This window comes from Streptomyces sp. NPDC059861 (assembly GCF_042731435.1).
Lineage (GTDB): Bacteria > Actinomycetota > Actinomycetes > Streptomycetales > Streptomycetaceae > Streptomyces.
In genome coordinates, this window is sequence record NZ_JBHWJQ010000011.1 from 38,236 (window position 1) to 55,202 (window position 16,967).

At 70.7% G+C, this 16,967-nt stretch carries 16 protein-coding genes, 1 tRNA gene and 1 pseudogene; 7 read left to right on the forward strand and 11 right to left on the reverse strand.

All coding sequences use genetic code 11. From position 1 onward, the window contains the following. Nucleotides 1–76: 76 nt before the first annotated feature. A complete protein-coding gene (locus tag ACFV6X_RS12395; protein WP_385381512.1) occupies nt 77–709 on the reverse strand; it encodes an FMN-dependent NADH-azoreductase in 633 nt (210 codons plus the stop codon). A 211-nt stretch (nt 710–920) separates the two neighbouring features. Here ACFV6X_RS12395 and ACFV6X_RS12400 point away from each other — a divergent pair. Next, nucleotides 921–1,016, forward strand: a pseudogene (locus ACFV6X_RS12400) (TetR family transcriptional regulator); the annotation flags it as partial. A gap of 335 nt (nt 1,017–1,351) precedes the next feature. On the opposite strand, the gene ACFV6X_RS12405 reads toward ACFV6X_RS12400, so the two are convergent. Beyond that, a tRNA-Val gene (locus ACFV6X_RS12405) sits at nt 1,352–1,426 on the reverse strand. A 213-nt stretch (nt 1,427–1,639) separates the two neighbouring features. Here ACFV6X_RS12405 and ACFV6X_RS12410 point away from each other — a divergent pair. The 5 genes from ACFV6X_RS12410 to ACFV6X_RS12430 all read left to right on the forward strand — a co-directional run bounded on the left by ACFV6X_RS12410 (nt 1,640) and on the right by ACFV6X_RS12430 (nt 5,794). Further along, nucleotides 1,640–2,530, forward strand: coding sequence for a DUF4097 family beta strand repeat-containing protein (locus ACFV6X_RS12410; protein WP_385381515.1), 891 nt, complete (start codon nt 1,640–1,642; stop codon nt 2,528–2,530). Between the two features lie 77 nt (nt 2,531–2,607). Beyond that, nucleotides 2,608–3,993, forward strand: coding sequence for a hypothetical protein (locus ACFV6X_RS12415; RefSeq protein ID WP_385381518.1), 1,386 nt, complete (start codon nt 2,608–2,610; stop codon nt 3,991–3,993). 134 nt (nt 3,994–4,127) lie between these two features. Next, nucleotides 4,128–4,712: a DUF4383 domain-containing protein gene (locus ACFV6X_RS12420; RefSeq protein WP_385381521.1), complete on the forward strand. Its 585-nt coding sequence runs from the start codon at nt 4,128–4,130 to the stop codon at nt 4,710–4,712. 9 nt (nt 4,713–4,721) lie between these two features. Next, nucleotides 4,722–4,946, forward strand: a complete 225-nt coding sequence (locus tag ACFV6X_RS12425; RefSeq protein ID WP_385381524.1) for a zinc ribbon domain-containing protein — start codon at nt 4,722–4,724, stop codon at nt 4,944–4,946. 68 nt (nt 4,947–5,014) lie between these two features. Next, a complete protein-coding gene (locus tag ACFV6X_RS12430; RefSeq protein WP_385381527.1) occupies nt 5,015–5,794 on the forward strand; it encodes a DedA family protein in 780 nt (259 codons plus the stop codon). Nucleotides 5,795–6,180: 386 nt separating this feature from the next. Here ACFV6X_RS12430 and ACFV6X_RS12435 read toward each other — a convergent pair whose 3' ends face one another. From ACFV6X_RS12435 to ACFV6X_RS12445, 3 genes are all read right to left on the reverse strand, one after another. Next, nucleotides 6,181–6,993, reverse strand: a complete 813-nt coding sequence (locus tag ACFV6X_RS12435; RefSeq protein WP_385381530.1) for an HAD family hydrolase — start codon at nt 6,991–6,993, stop codon at nt 6,181–6,183. After that, nucleotides 6,993–9,530, reverse strand: a complete 2,538-nt coding sequence (locus ACFV6X_RS12440; protein ID WP_385381533.1) for a phosphoribosyltransferase — start codon at nt 9,528–9,530, stop codon at nt 6,993–6,995. The genes ACFV6X_RS12435 and ACFV6X_RS12440 overlap by 1 nt, the downstream gene beginning before the upstream one ends. A gap of 116 nt (nt 9,531–9,646) precedes the next feature. Then, complete coding sequence (locus tag ACFV6X_RS12445) at nt 9,647–10,843, reverse strand: HpcH/HpaI aldolase/citrate lyase family protein (RefSeq protein WP_385381535.1); 1,197 nt, start codon at nt 10,841–10,843, stop codon at nt 9,647–9,649. Nucleotides 10,844–11,052: 209 nt separating this feature from the next. On the opposite strand from ACFV6X_RS12445, the gene ACFV6X_RS12450 reads away from it, so the two are divergent. Continuing rightward, nucleotides 11,053–11,919 carry a TerD family protein gene (locus tag ACFV6X_RS12450; protein WP_385381538.1) on the forward strand — a complete coding sequence of 289 codons (867 nt, stop codon included), beginning with the start codon at nt 11,053–11,055 and terminating at the stop codon, nt 11,917–11,919. Nucleotides 11,920–12,349: 430 nt separating this feature from the next. Here ACFV6X_RS12450 and ACFV6X_RS12455 read toward each other — a convergent pair whose 3' ends face one another. From ACFV6X_RS12455 to ACFV6X_RS12480, 6 genes are all read right to left on the reverse strand, one after another. Then, nucleotides 12,350–13,087 (reverse strand): Tellurium resistance, encoded by a 738-nt coding sequence (locus tag ACFV6X_RS12455; protein WP_385381541.1) that lies wholly within the window; start codon nt 13,085–13,087, stop codon nt 12,350–12,352. Between the two features lie 138 nt (nt 13,088–13,225). Continuing rightward, nucleotides 13,226–14,359 (reverse strand): DUF475 domain-containing protein, encoded by a 1,134-nt coding sequence (locus ACFV6X_RS12460; protein ID WP_385381544.1) that lies wholly within the window; start codon nt 14,357–14,359, stop codon nt 13,226–13,228. A 58-nt stretch (nt 14,360–14,417) separates the two neighbouring features. Beyond that, the gene (locus ACFV6X_RS12465; RefSeq protein WP_385381546.1) at nt 14,418–14,993 is read right to left on the reverse strand and encodes a TerD family protein; all 576 of its coding nucleotides are present in this window, start codon (nt 14,991–14,993) and stop codon (nt 14,418–14,420) included. Nucleotides 14,994–15,094: 101 nt separating this feature from the next. Then, nucleotides 15,095–15,670 (reverse strand): calcium homeostasis/redox stress adaptation protein, encoded by a 576-nt coding sequence (locus tag ACFV6X_RS12470; protein ID WP_385381549.1) that lies wholly within the window; start codon nt 15,668–15,670, stop codon nt 15,095–15,097. A gap of 112 nt (nt 15,671–15,782) precedes the next feature. Further along, nucleotides 15,783–16,241, reverse strand: a complete 459-nt coding sequence (locus ACFV6X_RS12475; protein ID WP_385381551.1) for a peroxiredoxin — start codon at nt 16,239–16,241, stop codon at nt 15,783–15,785. Nucleotides 16,242–16,350: 109 nt separating this feature from the next. Continuing rightward, nucleotides 16,351–16,788 (reverse strand): DUF3052 domain-containing protein, encoded by a 438-nt coding sequence (locus ACFV6X_RS12480; protein ID WP_365445614.1) that lies wholly within the window; start codon nt 16,786–16,788, stop codon nt 16,351–16,353. Nucleotides 16,789–16,967 lie beyond the last annotated feature (179 nt).

Here is a 16,967-nt window from a genome sequence, read left to right on the forward strand (position 1 = left end):
TGCGTACCCCTGGCGGGCAGTGACGCGGTTCCTTCGCGAGGTCGGCACGTCGTGGTGGGGCCGTCCCTCGTTGCGATCAGACTTCGGCGAGGGCGCGGCCGGTGTCCCGGGCGGTGGCCAGGGCCTGGGAGTGCTGCTGTTCTGCCAGGTCCTTGAGGCCCTCCATGCCGGGGGTGTGGGCGGCAAGCGTGAGCTCGCGCTTGATGAGGGTCACATCGGCCTTCCAGATGTCACCGACGATGCGCTGCAGGTACGCGGTGGAGTGGTCCCAGCCCTCACGCGGGGCCCCGGGCCCGTAGCCACCGCCGAGCGTGGTGATCAGCGCCGTGGGGGTGGCCTTCAACAGAGGAGTGGTGGGCCCGGAGCCCGCAATCACGAGGTCAACCCATGTTTTGAAGTGCTGGGAGACCCCGTAGTTGTAGAAGGGCACGGCCAGGATGACGGCATCGGCGTTCTCCAGTTCTCCGGCCAGGGTGGTGGCGAGGGCGAGCGCGTCACGCTGGGCAGCGGTGCGCTCTGGCTCGGGAGTCATTCCGGCGGTGGTGGCCAGCGCCCAGGCGTTGGCGGGCAGGGGGTCGGTGCCCAGATGGCGTCGGTGCACGGTGCCCTGAGGGTGAACGGTCGCCCACTCGGTCTGAGTGCGGTCGGCGATCTCCGCGCTGGCCGAGGTGGCCGGGAAGATGCTGGCGTCCAGTCGGAACAGGTTCATAGGTCTCACTTCTTCTGAGATCGAGCCGCGCGTGCGCAGCGAGAAGGTGCCTCACGCCGCAGTTACGCGCCGGCTCCTTGGCGCATGCTCAGTCGCTTGCAAATCGCAAGTCGTTCCGGAAGGGACCGTAGACGGCTCCGCGTGACTCCGGTAGAGGATCACGAGTTATGCGCGTATAACGGGTTCCTATACCCCCGCTCGACGCCATGAGGAGTGCGGCGCGGAGCGGGTGACGATGGATGGGCTCGCCGAACGTGCAGGTCTGGGGAAGGGGACTGTCTACCAGGCCTTCGGCACCCGGGCGGGCAGCATGCTTGCCGGGTGCAGCACCGAGGCGCCGGCGAAGAACTCACCGGCCGCATCCAAGACGGCGGCGTCTGAGGGCAAGTCCGATGCGTTCTGCGACTCGCGTATCGCCAAAGGCGACCTTCAGGGGCCTCAACGAAGAGCTGTGAGGTACCGAGGCAGGCCAGAGGCGCCCTTGCGAACGTCTACGCCCACGTCGGGCAGGACACCCAACGCGAGGCCGTCAGCCACATGGACCGGCTGCTCACGAGGCGCCTACAGCGCGAGAGGTTCGCCCCTGATGTCAAGTCCCGATGCCAAAGACCCCCAGCCATGATCGGCTGGGGGTCTTTGGCCTGGTGGGCGCGGACGGTTTCGAACCGCCGACATCCGCCTTGTAAGGGCGGCGCTCTACCGCTGAGCTACGCGCCCAGGACGAGTCGACAGCCTACATTGCCAGGGGCAGTGCCCTGCAAACCCGTGTCGACGGGCGGGGGAAGGTCGGGGGATAACCCCACCCTGGATTCGGGAGTGGACCGGATCCCCTGGTGAGGGCCGGGTCCGTACGGTCGAGTGGTCGCCTTCCCCGCCGTTCAGGCCCCTACCGGGAGGCGTTCCGCAGACCGCCTCAGGGGGAGATCCGTCATGGCCCGTACCGTTTCCGCTTCCGTGTCCGCCCGCACCGCCGCCCTCGCCGGCGCCGTCGTGGTCGTCGTCGCGGGTGTCACCGGCTGCGGTGCCGCCGCCGGGGACGACCCGGAGCCCGAGCGGCGGTCCTTCCCGCTGCAGGGCTCCACCCTCACCGTCGACTCCGACGACTCCGCCCTGGAACTCGTCACCACGGACGCGGCCCCCGAGGGCCGTGTCCAGGTCACGCGCTGGTTCGAGGGGACGGTCGTCATGGGCAAGGATCCCGAGGTGACCTGGGCCATGGACGGTGACCGGCTGGTCCTGCGGATGAAGTGCTCCGGCTTCGTCGCCGACTGCTCGGCCAAGCACCGCATCGAGGTGCCGCGCGGCGTCGCCGTCGAGGTCAAGGACGGCGACGGCAGCGTGCGCGCCAGCGGCTTCGAGGAGGCGCTGAACATCCGTACCGGCGACGGCTCCGTCCGCGTCCAGGACGTCACCGGCGCCGTGCGGGTGCACAGCGGTGACGGCTCCGTCCGCGTCGAGGACGCCACCGGCGCCGTGAAGGTGTCCACCGACGACGGCTCGGTGCGCGTCGACTCCGCCAGCGGACCGCTGGACCTGCGCACCCAGGACGGTTCCATCCGCGCCGACGTCACCTCCCGCCAGGTCCGCACCCACACCTCCGACGGCTCCACCCACCTCGAACTGGGCGCCGTACCCGACCTGGTGGACTCCAGCAGCGGCGACGGATCCGTCACCGTCTCGGTGCCCCGGGCGACCTACCGCGTGAGCACCGAGACCGGCGACGGCGGTGTCGAGGTCTCCGTGCCCCGCGACGACGCCAGCCGCCACCTCGTGTCCGCCCGCACCAGCGACGGCAAAGTCACAGTACGGACAGCGAACTGACCGCCCCGTGTGTTCGTCCTTAACCGGTGGGAGAATGACACCACCGGGCAGGGCGGATGACAGCACGGGAGAGGGATGTGACGGCGACACCACCTCAGCCGGACTCGCCGTCGAGAGCGCCTGTGCGCCACCGTGCCACAGCGGCTGTCCGTGACGCCCTCACCCTGCTGAGCCTGCCGTTGGTCGCCGCCCTCGTACTGCCCGCCGCCTTCGCCGGCGGCGGCACCAGGCGCTGGTTCGGCGGACGGGCCGAGAACCAGCGTGCCGAGGCGCAGGCCGCGAAGGACGCCGCCGCGGCCGCGTTCTACGAACTCGACACCGCCCAGCGCGATCTGCGCATCTCCATCGAGACGATCGCGGCCGTCGACGACTCCCCCGCCGCCCGCCGCGCCGCCGCCGACTTCGAGGCGCTCGGTCACCGCATCGACGAGGCCAGCCACCGCTACATCGACGCCGTCGACGCCCACGACCTCGACCGCGACGACCTGGAGGCCTCGGCCGCCGCCCGCGCCCGCACCCAGCTCACCGAGGCCAAGGACGAGCTCGGCCGGGTCAAGCAGGACCTGGACCGCTTCGCCGACGGCCTCGGTCCCCTGCTCGGCAAGGCCGAGACGCAGCTCGCCCGCCTGGCCCCCGCCGTCGAACGCGCCCGCCAGTCCCTGCTGGCCGCGTCGAACGCCCTCGACACCGTACGAGGATCAGGGCTGAAGGCGGACGACCTCGCCGCCCGTCTCGCCGCCCTCGCCCCCGAGCTGACCAAGCTCAACCAGGGCGCCGGCCAGCACGGCGTCCCCCAGACCCTGGAACGGGCCGAGCGGGTCGCCCGGGAGGCCGAGGCCATCCGCGCGGAGGCCGAGCGGCTTCCCGAGCGGGCCGCCGAGATCGACCGCCGCCTGGTCTCCCTGCGCACCCGCGCCGAGGCCCTGACCACCCGCGCCGGACAGGTCGAACCCGTGCTCAGCGAGCTGCGGCGACGGTTCACGGCAGCCTGCTGGCAGGACCTGCAGCCCGTCCCCGCGCAGGCCGCGGAGAACGTCCGCCAGGCCGAGCAGAAGCTCACCGAGGCCCAGACGGCGCGCCAGGCCCAGCGCTGGCCCGACGCGACCGCCCTGCTGTCCACGGCCCGGGCCCTGCTGAACACCACCGACGAGGCCGTCTCGGCCGCCGGTGACCGCCTCACCCGGCTGAACGCCGTCCAGAAGGACCCCCGGAAGGAGATCGAACGGACCCGCTTCGCCATCCGGGACGCCCAGCGGCTCGCCATGGCCGGGCGCAACACCCCCGATCCCCGTCACGCCCGTCCCCTGGACGACGCCGTGGGGCGGCTGGAGCGCGCGATCGGCACCCTGGAGGGCCGCCACCCGGACTACTGGCACTTCCTGACCGAGACGGAAGCGGTCCGGCAGGCCGTGGCCGGCGTCGTCTCGCAGATCCGGGACGAGCGCGGGGGCACGGTCCACTGACCTGCCCGCCGAGCGGCCGCTGAGCTGGGCCTGAGCACTGATGTCGCCTCCCTGTGTTGCCCACCCTGCCCTGGCGGGCAGATATTGAAGGGAAAGGGACGCACGGCCTCCGCTATCGCCCCGAGGGAGGCGACATGGCCACACACGCAACGCACGGAGAAGCACGGCAGCGGATCCAGTTCGACAAGCACCTCCCCGTCGACCACCGCCTGAACCAGGTCTACCGCTTCGGCGCCGGACTGATGGGTCTGGTCCTGGTCGCGTTCGGCATCCTCGGCCTGATCGACAAGATCGGCTTCTTCGACACCCGCGGTGACCAGGTCGTGGGCCTCAACACGAACGGCACACTGAGCGTCCTGTCGATCTGCGTCGGGCTCCTGCTCTTCGTGGGCATGGTGATCGGCGGCAACTTCGCCTCCACGCTCAACATGGTGGTCGGCATCGCGTTCATCCTCAGCGGATTCCTGAATCTGGGGCTCCTGGACACGGACTACAACTTCCTGGCCTTCCGGATCCAGAACGTTCTGTTCAGCTTCGTATTCGGTGTGGTCCTGATGTTCTTCGGGATGTACGGGAGGGTCGGCTCGGCCCTGCCCCACGACAATCCGTACTGGCGGGCCCGCCACCCCGACATGGTCGAGCAGGAACCCCGGGAGCAGAGTCGTGGTGCCGCCACGGCGCGCGACCGTTCCCTGCCTCCGCCGGGGAATGCCCGTTAACCTGTGGGCATGCCTCGCTACGAATACCGCTGCCGGACCTGCGGCGACACCTTTGAACTGAGTCGCCCCATGGCCGAGTCCTCCGCCCCCGCCACCTGCCCCACTGGCCACGACGACACGGTGAAGCTCCTGTCGACCGTCGCGGTGGGGGGCTCGGCCTCGGCCTCGGCCCCCGCACCGCAGGCGGGCGGTGGCGGTGGGGGCGGGTGCTGCGGCGGGGGTTGCTGCGGCTGACGCCGTAGGCGGCGGGCGCCTGGTCTTCCTCAGGCTCTCTTCAGCTTCGGTTTTCTAGCGTGGCCGGCATGACAGCCATCGCAGCGCAGCCGGCACCACAGTGGATCAACGACCTCATGGCCACCCTCGGCGCCCCGGGCGCCGGGCTCGCGGTCGCCCTGGAGAACCTGTTCCCGCCGCTGCCCAGCGAGGTGATCCTGCCCCTGGCCGGGTTCGCCTCCAGCACAGGACAGATGAACCTGTACGCCGCGCTGATCTGGACGACGGCCGGCTCGGTGATCGGCGCGCTCGCGCTGTACGGCGTGGGCGCGCTGCTCGGCCGGGACCGCACCCTGGCGATAGCGGCGCGGCTGCCGCTGGTGAAGGTCTCGGATGTGGAGAGGACCGAGGCCTGGTTCGCGCGGCACGGCACGAAGGCCGTGTTCTTCGGACGGATGATCCCCGTCTTCCGCAGCCTGATCTCCGTGCCCGCGGGGGTCGAGCGCATGCGCCTGCCGGTGTTCCTCGGCCTCACGGCACTGGGCAGCGCGATCTGGAACACGGTGTTCGTCCTGGCCGGCTACACCCTGGGCGAGAAGTGGACCGAGGTGACGGCCGTGGTGTCCACGTACTCGAAGGTCGTCCTCGGCGCGTCCGCGGCGGCACTCGTGGCCTTCATCGGCCTACGACTGCTGCGCCCGGGCGGCGGCGCGAGGAGGCGGGGAGGGCGTGATGACGGGGCGGGGCCGGCTTCGGGGGAGAGCGCGGGCGCGCATGCCGATGCGGGCGCTGACCGAGGTTCCGGCGGAACAGCTGGTGCGGGCACAAGCGAGGGGCCGGCGCGAGCCCCGTTACGGTCAGGTCGCTAGGCGCACGCAGGACCGGGGGCGGCGCGGAGCGGAACCCCGAGCCGAGCCGGCAGCGCTCCGCCCCCGCGGGACCGACCGTAGGACGGCCACGAACGCAGCTCCGACCATGCCGGCGCGGAGCGGAATCCCCAGCCGAGCCGGCAGCACCCGCCGGCCGGCAGCGTCCCGCCCAACAGGCACCGCCCCAACAGGCACCGTCCGGCCGGCAGCACCCCGCCCCCAACAGGCACCGTCCGGCGGCACCGTCCGGCCGGCGGCACCCCGCCCCCAACAGGCACCGTCCGGCCGGCAGCACCCCGCCTCTGACAGGCACCCGCCGGCCGGCAGCACCCGACCCCGACAGCGCCCGCGAGCCAGCAGCACCGCCAGTCGGCAGCGCCCCGCCGCTACCCCCGCTCCCCCGCCGCTCGCAAGAACTCGCGCAGGATGCGTTCGCCTGCCAGTACCCCGCGCTCGGGGAGGGAGGTGATGTCGGGGGCGGTCCAGCCGCTGTCGGCCAGTTCGCCGTGGTTCGGGCGCCAGCCCTTGTCCGCGACGAGCAGGAGGTCGGCGTCGAGGAGGGAGTCGCCGGCGGCGACGGTGAGGTCGGCGCCGGTGCGCCGGACGACCTCGCGCACGGCGGCGCTCTTGGTGAGCGGCTTCGGCACGGCGTAGATCTTGCGGCCCTGGAGGGAGACCGTCCAGCCGCGGTTCTCCGCCCACACCGCCAGTTCCTTCACCCAGTCCTCGGGCAGCAGTTCGCGCTCGACGACGAGGTAGGCGAAGAGGTCGTCGGCGACCCGGTGCTTGCGCACCCAGACCGGATCGGCGGCGGTCAGCAGATGGTCCTGCACCTCGTCCAGCGAGGCGCACTCGTCGGCCAGCCGTGCCAGGACGCTCGCGTGCCATGCGGGGTCGGAGACACCGTCCACCAGCAGATGCCCGCCGTTGGCGCAGATCGCGTACTTCGGTGTGGGGCCCGGGAGGTTGATGCGCAGGTACTGCTTACGGGTGCGGGTCGTGGTCGGCACGAAGACCGCGGCGTCGGCGAGGTCGGTGAGCAGCCCGGCCGCCGTCTCGGTCATGTACGACAGCGGCTTGCTCTCGTGCACCTCGACGCACAGCAGCCGGGGCGCCCGCGCGTCCGGCATGGTCAGCGCCAACGCGGCTGCGGAGTAGATGAGCGTACGGTCCAGGTCACTCGCCACCAGCACCGGCATCAGAGAGCTACCGCCTTTCCGTCGGCGCCCGTCGCGCCACGTGTGAACTTGGGATGGATCAACCCCACGCAGGTGTAGGGGAGTTCGGCGACCTCCTCGACCGGCACGCCCCGCTGCTCGGCCAGCAGGCGGACATGGTCGAGGTCGGGGCCCGCCCCGGCCCGGGCCAGGATCTTCCAGGGCACGCGGCGCAGCAGCACGCGGGTCGTCTCGCCGACGCCGGGCTTGACGAGGTTCACGTCGTGGATGCCGTGCTCCTCGCTGATGCGCTCCACGGCCGCCCAGCCCTCCCAGGTCGGGGTGCGGTCGGCGGACAGCAGCTCCTTGCTGGTGGCGTCCACCGCCTCCATGACCTCGTCGAAGCGGGCGGAGATGGCGTCGAGGAAGAGGGCGGAGACGTCGGCGACGGCGAGTTCGCGGTAGAACTTCGCGCCGTGGTAGTCGTGCGGGCCGACCAGGTCGGCGCGCAGGACGGTGCGGGATATCAGGCCGGACACCGTGGAGTTGAGGCAGGCGGACGGGATGAGGAAGTCCTCGCGGGTGCCGTAGGTGCGGACGCATGAGCCGGGGTCGGCGAGCACGGCGATCTCGGGGTCGAAGCCGGTGACGCCTTCCGCTTCCTCGAATTCGCGCAGTGCGGCGGCGAGTTCGCGGGTGATGGCGCCCTTGCCGGTCCAGCCGTCGACGAAGACGACGTCGCGGGGGTCGTGCCGGTCGGCCAGCCAGCGCAGCGCGTTGGCGTCGATGCCCCGGCCGCGGACGATCGACACGGCGTAGTGGGCCAGGTCGAGGCCGTGCCGGTGCTGGGCCCAGCGGCGCATCAGGACACCGACGGGGGTGCCGGCGCGGGCGAGCGAGACGAGGACGGGGCGGGGGGAGCGTTCCGCGAGAACGGTTTCGGTCACGACGCCGACGGCGTGGGCGATGCGTGCGGCGGAGGTCTCCAGGGCCGAGTGGAAGAGGGCCTGGTACTGCTCGCTGGGCTGGTACTCGACCGGCAGTGACTCGGCGTAGTGCGCGCCGCCGCTCTGGATCGCCTCCTCGCGCTCCTCGGTAGGCGCCTCCAGGGTGACGTCCGACAGGTCCTGGAGCAGCCAGCCGACGTCTTCGGCCGCGTAGCTGGAGAAGGCGGGGCCGCGAAGGGGCTCGGGCAGCATGGCGGGCCTTTCGGGGGCGGGCGGGGTCCCGGGGACGTAGGACGGGACGACCGCGAGCAGGACGTGCGGGGTGTGGCGCGCGAGCCGGCCGAGCAGGCCGTCGGGGGCGTGCAGGGCGGGGGTGTCGCCGGTCGAGTCGACGACGGCGATCACGGCGTCGAAGGCGGCGCCGGCGACGTTGTAGGCGTAGCGCTCGCCGGGGCCGTCGGCGGGGTGGTCGTGGGCCGGGAACACGAGGCGGGTGCGGATGGCGTAGCCCGGGTCGTCGACCGCGAGGACGGGAGAGCGGGTGGTCGTGGAGAAGCGGATGTCCGCGGGAGGGACGAGGTGCTCCAGTTCGCGGGCGAGGCGCAGCGGGGCGTACATGAGCTCCTCGAAGCCGAGGACCAGTACCCGCCGGGCGCCGGGCGGGAGGGCCTCGGCGAGGCGGGCGCCCATGGCGGGCAGGGCGTTCTCCAGGCGGGTGCGATGGGCGGCGGTGAAACCGTGCCGGCCGCCGTCCGGCACCCCGGCCGGCCAGCGCAGATCGACCCGCTCGACCCGCCCGGCACCGGCGTCGGCACCGGCCACCACTCCGGCCGAGGCTCCCGCGGTCCGCTCATGCTCCGCGACCAGGGCCTGCCCCTTCTCCAGCACGCCGTCCGGGAGCCGCACCGTCCCGCGGAAAGCCGTTATCAGGTCGATGCGGGTGCCGATCTCGGTGGCGAAGTCCGTCAGGCGGTTCTGGTCGGCGGTGGAGCGCATGTCGACCAGGGCGACCACGATGTAGCGCTCGCGGGGGTAGCGCTCGTGAAGGGCGCGGATGGTGTTGAGGACGGTGTTGCCGGTGGAGAACTCGTCGTCGACGAGGACCAGCGGGCCGTCCCCGGCGAGGAGGCGGGGGTCCTCGGGGAGGAGGAGGTGGGACGTGGCGTGGGAGTGGGACTCCTCGAAGCCGGCGGCCCGGGCGACGCCGGGTACGGGGCGGCGGGTGGAGTGGAGGTAGGGGGCGTCGCCGAGGCCGTCGGCGACGGCGTGACCGAGGCCGGTGGCCGTCTCGGCGAACCCGACGACGACCGCGCGACGCGCCCCGGCGGAGCCCAGCAGCTCACGCACCCTGCGTCCGAGGGCGAAGCCGGAGCCGTACACGACGGACGGGGACTGCGGGACGTGCTTGCCGAGCACGTTCGACACGAGGAGGTGGGCCCGCTTGGGGTTGCGCCGCAGGGCGAGCCCGAGCATGCCGGTGAGGGTGTCGTCGCCCACGAGCTCGACCCCGAGCCGCTCGGCGACCCAGCTCCCGGACCAGACGCCGTCGCCGTGGTCGCCACGGTTCACCCGGCCGACCTCGTCGGACCCGTCGCCCCGGTCGGCGGCACCCTCGTTCACTGCGTTGTCCATGCGTTCCCTGTGTTCGGCCATTGCTCAGTGGTTGTCGTCAGCGGTTGTCGTCGGCGGTTGTCGAAGGGCTTCAGAGATCTCGCCGGTCGTCACGCCCGGGGCCTGCGCAGGGCGCCTCACCCGGGGATCCCCGCGGCCAGCAGCTCCACGAAGCCGATGTCCTCATTGGCGACGCCGAAGACCTCCGCGCGCAAGAGGGTCCGCTCGGCCCAGGCGCGGTGCGGCTTCACCTCATTCATCTTGTTCGTGTACGCCGACCGCAGCACGCCGCCGCCCAGCAGTTCCGGCCGCAGGATGTCCTGGGCGTCGCTGAACTCCTCGTGACTGACGACGGACAGCGCGTGCACGGGCAAAACGTGCGAGGGGTGGATGCAGGTCTTGCCGAGCAGACCGTTGGCCTGATCCAGCGTAATCTCCCGCAGCAGCCCGTCCATGGAGTGCTCGATCAGGGCCTCGCGGAGCTCCTCGGCCTGGCCCTCCAGGAAGGGGCTGCGCCGCAGCTGAGGCTTGAACATACGTTCCTGCACCCGGAAGTACTCCCACACCGGCCCGGTCACGGTGAAGCCCGTGCCGTCGGCCCGCCCCAGCATGTTCACCACGTCGGCGATGACGGAGGCGACGATCTGGACGTCGTAGGCCGTCATGTCGGGGGCCCTGCGCAGGCCGTAGGAGGAACAGAAGTCGGTCACGCCGAGGCGGAGGGCGAGGACGCGCTCGCGATACTTGTCGACGGCCCGGAAGATGCCCTCCAGGGTCTCCACCCGGGACTCGCGGTAGAGCAGCTCGGGGGATTCCAGGACCGGCATGGCGAAGAGTCGCCGTCCGGCGGCGGCCTCGGCGATCGCGAGGGCCTCCAGGAAGGGCATGCCGCGTTCCTCGGTGAACTTCGGCAGTACGAATCCGGACAGCAGCCGGACGGCGGGGCCGATGCGGCGGACCAGGTCGGGGATCTGCCCGGGTGTGCGGACGCGGATGAACAGGAGGGGGAGGTCGGCGCCGGAGCCGCGCTCGGCCTGTTCGGCCCGTTCAGCCCGTTCGGCGAGCTCGGCGAACTGGCGTACGAGGTTCTCCTCGCCGGCCAGGACGTCCGCGTCGCCGATCGAGTCCTCCAGGCACAGCACCATCGAGACCACGCCGCGGCCGGTCTGCTTGACGATGTCCTCGGCGAGCCGCGGCCTGGTGGCAGGGCTGTACAGCGTGGCACCCAGGGCCGCGGCGAGCAGCCGGGCCGAGGAGTCGGCGGTGAATTCGCACGGCTCCCGGTGGAAGAGGCGGTGCCGCACCTCAGGGGCAATCTGCCCGAAATGACGCATATAGCTTCCCCGTGGTGCTCGATCGGCCTGTGTTCCGGCTGAAGGTGGCCGGTAATAGTACGTAGGAGTCCATGTCATGGGTTCCCGCCGAGCATGAATTTCAAGTAACGCAGGGACGGGCAACGCTCTCTCGGCGGCGCCACGGGGCGGCCCGGGGCCCGCTCGACCCCGCATTGTCGTGAGCAGGACCGAGAGGGCAGGATGACCGCATGACGCACGCGATGTTGAAGGGGTCCAACGTCCCGCTCGAAGTCACGACGGTACGCGCCGTGCTGCGCTGGACGCCTGGGCAGGGGGTCCCGGATGTCGATGCCTCGGCGCTGCTCCTCGGCCCCGACGGTCGTGTGCGCTCCGACGAGGACTTCGTCTTCTACAACCAGCCCCGGCACCCCGCCGGAAAGGTGTGGCGGCTCGGCAAGAAGCGCGTCGCCGAGGGCCTCACCGACACGATCCAGACAGACCTGACCGGTGTCGAGTCCGACGTCAGCCAGATTCTCCTGGTCGCGTCGGCGGATGGTGTGACGTTCGATCGCGTACGGTCACTGCGCATCCTGCTGTACGACGCGTCGGCGCCCGAGGGTGAGGCGCTGGCCTACTTCGACGTCAAGCCGGAGACCGGCGAGGAGACCGCGCTGATCTGCGGTGAGCTGTACCGGCGCGGGGACGGGTGGAAGTTCCGGGCGCTCGGTGAGGGGTATTCGAACGGGCTGAAGGGACTCGCGACCGACTTCGGGATCTCGGTGGACGAGTCCGAGGCGGCGGCGGAGGGGACGGCGGCCGCCGCGGCGCAGGCTGGGCCCGACGTGTCGCGGCCGCTGCCGCCGGAGCAGCCGACGGCAGTGGTGCCCCAGCCCGCCGCGCAGCCGACGTACGGCTACCCGCAGCAGCAGCCCGCCGCCACGCAGCCCGCGTACGGCTATCCGCATCCGGCCGCCCAGACCGGCTACGGCTACCCGCAGACGGCGCCACCGACCGCCCAGTCCGGCTACGGCTACCCGCCGCCGGTCCCGGTCCCCACGGCCCCGGACCCCGACTTCCGCCTCCCCCCGCAGGGTCCCCAGTTCATCGGCCGCTGAGCCCACCCCGGCAGCCACCGGGGGCCCGCCCCGTCGCCCGCCACCACCCTGGGCGGGGCACCGCCAGACCCCGATCCAGCAGCGCCCCACACCCACCGGGGTCCCGGCTACCAACCCACTCCGGCGACCACCGGGGCCCGGCCCGCCGCCCACCAGCGCCCAACACCCGCCGAAGACCCGGCCCAGCAACCCCGCCAGGAGCTGCCCCGGCGACCACTCGGGCCGGCCCCCGCCCACCAGCGCCGCCAGACCCGATCCAGCAGCGCCGCCGGCACCCACGCCCCTGCGACCAGGACAGCGCCCAGCACCCGCGAGACCCGGCCCAGCAACCCCCGGAGGGCCGCCCCCCAACCGCCAGGACCGGACCCCCGACCGCTGGACCCGCGGCCTGTGCCGCCGGCACCCGCGCACCCGCGCCCCGGCGCGAACCTCACCGCTCGGACTTGGCCTTGTGGCCCCTCCCCCACTGCAGCCCCCACCCGTACAAACGGTCCAGCTCCGCCTGGAAGCCGTAGACGAACTTCACCTCGCGCCGCACCCAGACCTCGTTCTTCACGTTCTCGATCATCACGACCGCGCAGGAGCGGGCCTGGGGGTGGCGTTCGTCGAGGCCGATCTCGATGCGGGGGCCGTTGCTGGGGTAGAGCGTGACGATGGCGTGGGTGCGGTCGAACGCCGGGGTCTGGTCGTAGATGTAGACGAAGACCAGCAGGCGCTTGATCGCCTCGCGGTGGTCGAGGTTGACGTAGATCGTCTCGCCGGACGCCGAGCCGAACCGGTCGTCGCCGCTGAGCTTGACGTACGGCGGTGCGTTGACGTCGCCGAGATAGCCGCCGAGAGGCTGTACGACGCCCTTGGTGCCGTCCTGGAGCTCGTACAGACATCCCAGGTCGAGGTCCACGTTGACCATGCTCTGGCTGTGGCCCATGACCTCCGGCGGCTTGAGCGCCTTGAAGGGGTGCCGCAGCAGGCTCTCCCGCTGGGGCCCGCCGATGTCGGAGCTACGCATCCGCCAGGTCAGGTTGATGCGCAGATGCCCGGTCTCCGCCCCCTGTTTCGTGAGCGACACCTGACTGTGCCGCTTGGTCAGCTCGATCGCGTTGCTGGCCGCGCTGCCCGAGTCGAACTCGGCCGCACGCCCACGCCAGAGCCCGTCAAACAAGCCCATTCCCGCCCCCTGACTCCCCACTCACCGTGCCGTGCCGTGCGCCGTGCTGTGCCGGACAAGACCGACGGGGCGGCCCCGAGGACATCAAGTCGTCCTCGACGGCCGCCCCGCACAGAGCGTTCCTCACCCGAACGGGCGTCACACCCCGGACGAGACCTCAGTCTTGTCCGAGCCCGCGTTGCCCTCGGCGGCCGCCAGCGCGCGATTGCGGCGCACGGAGGACCAGAAGGACCAGGCGATGAGGACGACACCGACCATACCGGTGATGATCTCGGAGATCTCGTACTGGATGGTGACCAGCAGGATCACGGCGAGCGCGCCGATGGCGTAGTGCGCGCCGTGCTCCAGGTAGACGTAGTCGTCCAGGGTGCCCTGGCGGACCAGGTACACGGTCAGGGACCGGACGTACATGGCGCCGACGCCGAGACCGAGGGCCATCAGCACGATGTCGTTGGTGATGGCGAAGGCACCGATCACGCCGTCGAAGGAGAACGACGCGTCCAGGACCTCCAGGTAGAGGAACATGAAGAACGCGGCCTTGCCGGCCATGAGCATGACGGGCTTGCCCGAGCGCTTGGCCTCTTCCTCCTGCTCGTGCTCGCGCTCCTCCTCTTCCTCGAGCTTGTCCTCGAAGTAGCCGGAGAGACCGCCGACGATCATGTACGTGATGAGGCCGGCGACCCCGGAGAGCAGCACCGTCTCCGCCTTGTCCGCGGGTCCGGCGTGCAGGTGGGCGTGGGTGGCGAAGGTCATCGAGGTGACCAGCAGGACGACCAGGGCGATGCAGACCGACAGCATGTCGACCTTGCCGAGCTTGGCCAGCGGGCGCTCCAGCCAGCCCAGCCACTTGATCTCCCGGTCCTCGAAGATGAAGTCCAGGAAGATCATCAGCAGGAACATGCCGCCGAACGCCGCGATCGCCGGGTGGGCGTCGGTGACGAGTTCCTGGTAGCGGTCCTTGTCGGTCAGGGCGAGATCGACGGCCTCGATCGGACCGAGTTGCGCGCTGATGGCGACGATGACGACGGGAAAGACCAGCCGCATGCCGAAGACGGCGATGAGGATGCCGATGGTGAGGAAGATGCGCTGCCAGAAGGCGTTCATCTTCTTGAGGATTCCGGCGTTGACCACTGCATTGTCGAAGGACAGCGAGATCTCGAGGACGCAGAGGATCGCCACGATGCCGAAGGCGGTCCACCCCCCGTAGAAGACCGCCGCGACCAGGCCGAGCGCGGTGACCGCGAACGACCAGCCGAAGGTTTTCAGAACCACTGGCTACCCAATCCCTTGTGTACGGGGTGGACGGGTCTCCCCCGCGCCGTACCCGGCTTTACGAAACGTTGACCCCAAAGTCTAGAGCGATGCCCCGCAGCCCCGACGCGTACCCCTGGCCTACTGCCCGGAACTTCCATTCTTGCTGGTAGCGGTAGACCTCGCCAAAGATCATGGCGGTCTCCGTGGAGGCGTCCTCGCTGAGGTCGTACCGGGCGAGTTCCTGGCCGTCGGCCTGGTTGACCACCCTGATGAAGGCGTTGCTGACCTGGCCGAACGTCTGGCCGCGCTCGTCGGCCATGTGGATCGAGACAGGGAAGACGATCTTGTCGCACTGGGCGGGCACCTTGGAGAGGTCGATCAGGATCGACTCGTCGTCGCCGTCGCCCTCACCGGTGAGGTTGTCGCCGGTGTGCTCCACCGAGCCGTCCGGGCTCTTGAGCTGGTTGTAGAAGATGAACCACTCGTCGCCCATCACCCGTCCGCTGCTGCACACCAGGGCGCTGGCGTCGAGGTCGAACGGGGCTCCGGTGGTGGAACGTGCGTCCCAGCCGAGCCCGACCATCACCTGAGTGAGGTTCGGCGCGGCCTTGGACAGGGAGACGTTGCCCCCCTTGGCGAGCGTGACGCCCATTGCTTGTCCTCCCCTGGGTGCTGCCTGATGTGGTTGTCCTGCGCGTCCGGCGCCGCACGCAAACGTGCGGCGCCGGACGGGCGGAACGGAAGGGCCGTGACTCAGACGTTGACGCCGAAGTCCTGCGCGATGCCGCGCAGGCCCGAGGCGTAGCCCTGGCCGATGGCGCGGAACTTCCACTCCGCGCCGTGCCGGTACAGCTCGCCGAAGACCATCGCGGTCTCGGTCGAGGCGTCCTCGGACAGGTCGTACCGCGCGATCTCGGCGCCGCCGGCCTGGTTGACGACGCGGATGAACGCGTTGCGGACCTGGCCGAAGGACTGCTGGCGGTTCTCGGCGTCGTAGATGGACACCGGGAAGACGATCTTCTCGATGTCGGCGGGGACGCCGGCCAGGTTGACCTTGATCTGCTCGTCGTCGCCCTCGCCCTCACCGGTGATGTTGTCACCGGTGTGCTCGACCGAGCCGTCCGGGCTCTTCAGGTTGTTGAAGAAGATGAAGTTCTGGTCGCTGCCGACCTTGCCGGAGTTGTTCAGCAGCAGCGCGCTCGCGTCGAGGTCGAAGTCCGTGCCGGTAGTGGTGCGCACGTCCCACCCCAGACCGACGATGACCGCGGTCAGGCCCGGGGCCTCCTTGGTCAGCGAAACGTTGCCGCCCTTGCTGAGGCTGACTCCCACGAGTCCTCCATTGGTGTCCAGGGGCGGGTGCCCCGTCGTGCGTTGGTATCGGATCAAACGAGTCGATCCTAGTGACGGGTTCCCGACCGCCGCAGGCCCTGGGACCGAAGAATCACAGGGCGTCGAGTGCCGTGACGTACTCGCTCAGGTCGCGGGCGTCCGGAAGGCCGTTGACGACGGTCCAGCGGACCACGCCCTCCTTGTCGATGACGAAGGTCCCGCGCACCGCGCAGCCCTTGGCCTCGTCGAGGACCCCGTAGGCGCGAGAGACCTCGCCGTGCGGCCAGAAGTCGCTGAGCAGCGGGTACTCCAGGCCCTCCTGCTCGGCGAAGACGCGCAGGGTGTGGATGGAGTCGTTGGAGACGGCGAGCACCTCGGTGTCGCGGTCGGAGAACTTCGGCAGGTTGTCGCGGACCTCGCACAGCTCGCCGGTGCACACGCCGGTGAAGGCGAAGGGGTAGAAGATCAGCACGACGTTTCGCTCACCGCGGAAGCCCGAAAGCCGCACGGCCCGGCCGTGGTTGTCCTTCAGCTCGAAGTCGGGGGCCTTGTCGCCGACCTGGATGGCCATCGTCGTCCCTTCGGTGGGGCTGTTCGGGTGGCCTCCACCCTACGCAGCGATCACCGACGGCCGACGGACGGGCCGACCTCGGCCGGCCCGTCCCACGTTCAACGAACGGTCACCGCTTGGACTTCGCGGCCTTCGGTGTCGCCAGACGGCTGCCGCTCCAGTCCTTGCCGACGCTGACGCTCTTCGACGCGGTCAGCCCTGCCGTGGTCGCGGCTTCCGAGATGTCACTCGGCTCCACGTATCCCGAACGGCCGGTCTTCGGCGTGAGGAGCAGGATCGCGCCGCCTTCCTCGATGTACGTGGTGGCATCCACCAGCGCATCCGTAAGGTCGCCGTCGTCGTCACGGAACCACAGCACAACGGCGTCGGCCACGTCGTCAAAGTCCTCGTCCATCAGGTCGCCCTCGATGGCTTCCTCGATGGCCTCGCGGAGGTCCTGGGCGACGTCGTCGTCGTAGCCGATCTCCTGGACCACCTGCCCGGGCTGGAACCCCAGCCTGGCGGCAGGGTTCGTCCGCTCCTCCGCGTGGTCCGCGGTCGCGCTCACGGGTTGCCTCCTGATCATGTTTCGGATTGGGGGTACCCCCCTGCTCGTCAAGAGCTCGGGGGAGTCTCAGCCACGCGCGTGCGCGAAGCATTGGCCGTAGTCCACACGGGCGGGGCGGATCGCGCAAGTACCCGGCGGTTCGGACCGCCGAAACGGTGACGATCCGGGCCGTGTCGCCG

Coding starts and splice junctions, on each gene's coding strand:
- ACFV6X_RS12430 (WP_385381527.1), top strand. CDS start 5,015: ATGACAGCCATCGCAGCGCAGCCGGCACCACAGTGGATCAACGACCTC.
- ACFV6X_RS12425 (WP_385381524.1), top strand. CDS start 4,722: ATGCCTCGCTACGAATACCGCTGCCGGACCTGCGGCGACACCTTTGAA.
- ACFV6X_RS12445 (WP_385381535.1), bottom strand. CDS start 10,843: ATGCGTCATTTCGGGCAGATTGCCCCTGAGGTGCGGCACCGCCTCTTC.
- ACFV6X_RS12420 (WP_385381521.1), top strand. CDS start 4,128: ATGGCCACACACGCAACGCACGGAGAAGCACGGCAGCGGATCCAGTTC.
- ACFV6X_RS12475 (WP_385381551.1), bottom strand. CDS start 16,241: ATGGCCATCCAGGTCGGCGACAAGGCCCCCGACTTCGAGCTGAAGGAC.
- ACFV6X_RS12465 (WP_385381546.1), bottom strand. CDS start 14,993: ATGGGCGTCACGCTCGCCAAGGGGGGCAACGTCTCCCTGTCCAAGGCC.
- ACFV6X_RS12435 (WP_385381530.1), bottom strand. CDS start 6,993: ATGCCGGTGCTGGTGGCGAGTGACCTGGACCGTACGCTCATCTACTCC.
- ACFV6X_RS12450 (WP_385381538.1), top strand. CDS start 11,053: ATGACGCACGCGATGTTGAAGGGGTCCAACGTCCCGCTCGAAGTCACG.
- ACFV6X_RS12440 (WP_385381533.1), bottom strand. CDS start 9,530: ATGGACAACGCAGTGAACGAGGGTGCCGCCGACCGGGGCGACGGGTCC.
- ACFV6X_RS12455 (WP_385381541.1), bottom strand. CDS start 13,087: ATGGGCTTGTTTGACGGGCTCTGGCGTGGGCGTGCGGCCGAGTTCGAC.
- ACFV6X_RS12395 (WP_385381512.1), bottom strand. CDS start 709: ATGAACCTGTTCCGACTGGACGCCAGCATCTTCCCGGCCACCTCGGCC.
- ACFV6X_RS12410 (WP_385381515.1), top strand. CDS start 1,640: ATGGCCCGTACCGTTTCCGCTTCCGTGTCCGCCCGCACCGCCGCCCTC.